The 1,234-nt window shown below is 64.3% G+C and carries 1 protein-coding gene; it reads right to left on the bottom strand.

Going from position 1 to position 1,234, the window contains the following annotated elements; translation table 11 throughout:
• Positions 1 to 917: 917 nt before the first annotated feature.
• The gene (locus IQ216_RS13880) at positions 918 to 1,154 is read right to left on the bottom strand and encodes a hypothetical protein (RefSeq protein WP_193815935.1); all 237 of its coding nucleotides are present in this window, start codon (positions 1,152 to 1,154) and stop codon (positions 918 to 920) included.
• Positions 1,155 to 1,234 lie beyond the last annotated feature (80 nt).

The following is a 1,234-nucleotide window of genomic DNA, read 5'->3' as shown; positions in this document are numbered from 1 at the left end:
CTACCCGCAGTGTGGGAACGGGAGCTGCGGAAGGCAACGCCCCAGAAGCGCTGCGTCACCAGTCCTGGCTTGAACCCACGGCAGGATTCCTGCTGTGCCATCAGCCAGCGGACCTCGGCCTCCTCATCCAGGATCAGCTCGCCGCAGAGTTCCTCCACCTCCACCTCCGCGTGGATCTTGCCGCTGAAGCGGAATGGGGTCCTCTAGGCCTCGCTCACGGCCTCGCCGAAGTCGTAGCCGCAGCTGAGGCCATCAAGGCCGAACACGTTCGGCACTGTGGTGTCGAAGAGCGTCTGGGCCACCGGAGCTCCATCCACGTGGAGATGGCCAAGGCCGCCGGTGATGCCCCCCTGAAACCTATCGGCATCACAGAGAGGTCGGGGTAGAGCACGATGCGCCGGCGATCAGCGGTGATCTCGGGGCGCTCCACCATTGTCCCGGCCAAGAGGCGTGTATGGAGGGGCCACAGCTGGTAGCGGCCGGGCGCACACCAGCAGAGGGTGATCAGCTCCTGCCGCTTCTCGGGGTGCTTGGCTGCCAGATCACGGCATTTGGCAGGATCCTCCACCACGTGGTGGCGCTCCAAGCCAAGGGTGTCGAGGTCGCGGGTGATCTCGATGGTGCTCTCTATGTCGCGGGGATAGCCCTTCAGCTGGCCTTCGGCATAGCTGAGGCGTGGGAAACGGCAGTTGGCCCGCCAGTCGTCATGATGGGTCACCCAGTGACCGAACATCAACTAGTCCTGGCTTCTATACCGGCGGGCCAGTGCACGATCAAGTTGTCGGTGCAGCGGCCCCGGTACACCCTGGGCAGCACCCCCTCGAGGCTCCCACAACGCTTGTTCAACCAACCAAATTCGTTGAAAGCCCCCACCGGGCCGCCCTGGGAGGAGGCGCCGTTATCCGGCACCAGCACAATCAGGGTGTTGTCGCGTTCACCGATGCACTCGAGGATCCGGCCGAAGCGGTGGTCGGCGTGCTCCAGGAAGCCTCATACGCCTTCATCCTCCTCCTGGCGAGCCTGTTCACATCAGCCGAGAGGCTTTCCCAGCGCGGCACACCGGAGGCCAGGCGCGAGAGCTCGACCTCGGCAGGGAAGAGGCCCAACCACTTCTCGTTCTCGAACACCACCGCGCGGTAGCGATCCCAGCCCATGTCGAAGTGAACGCGGTACTGATGGATCCATTCCGGGGCAACCTGGTGGTGGGGGATGGACGGCGCCCGTTACGTAATAG

The organism is Cyanobium sp. LEGE 06143, from assembly GCF_015207535.1.
Taxonomy (GTDB): Bacteria; Cyanobacteriota; Cyanobacteriia; order PCC-6307; family Cyanobiaceae; genus NIES-981.
Note: the sequence above shows the minus strand (reverse complement) of the source record. Positions and strands in the feature narration are given on the sequence as shown.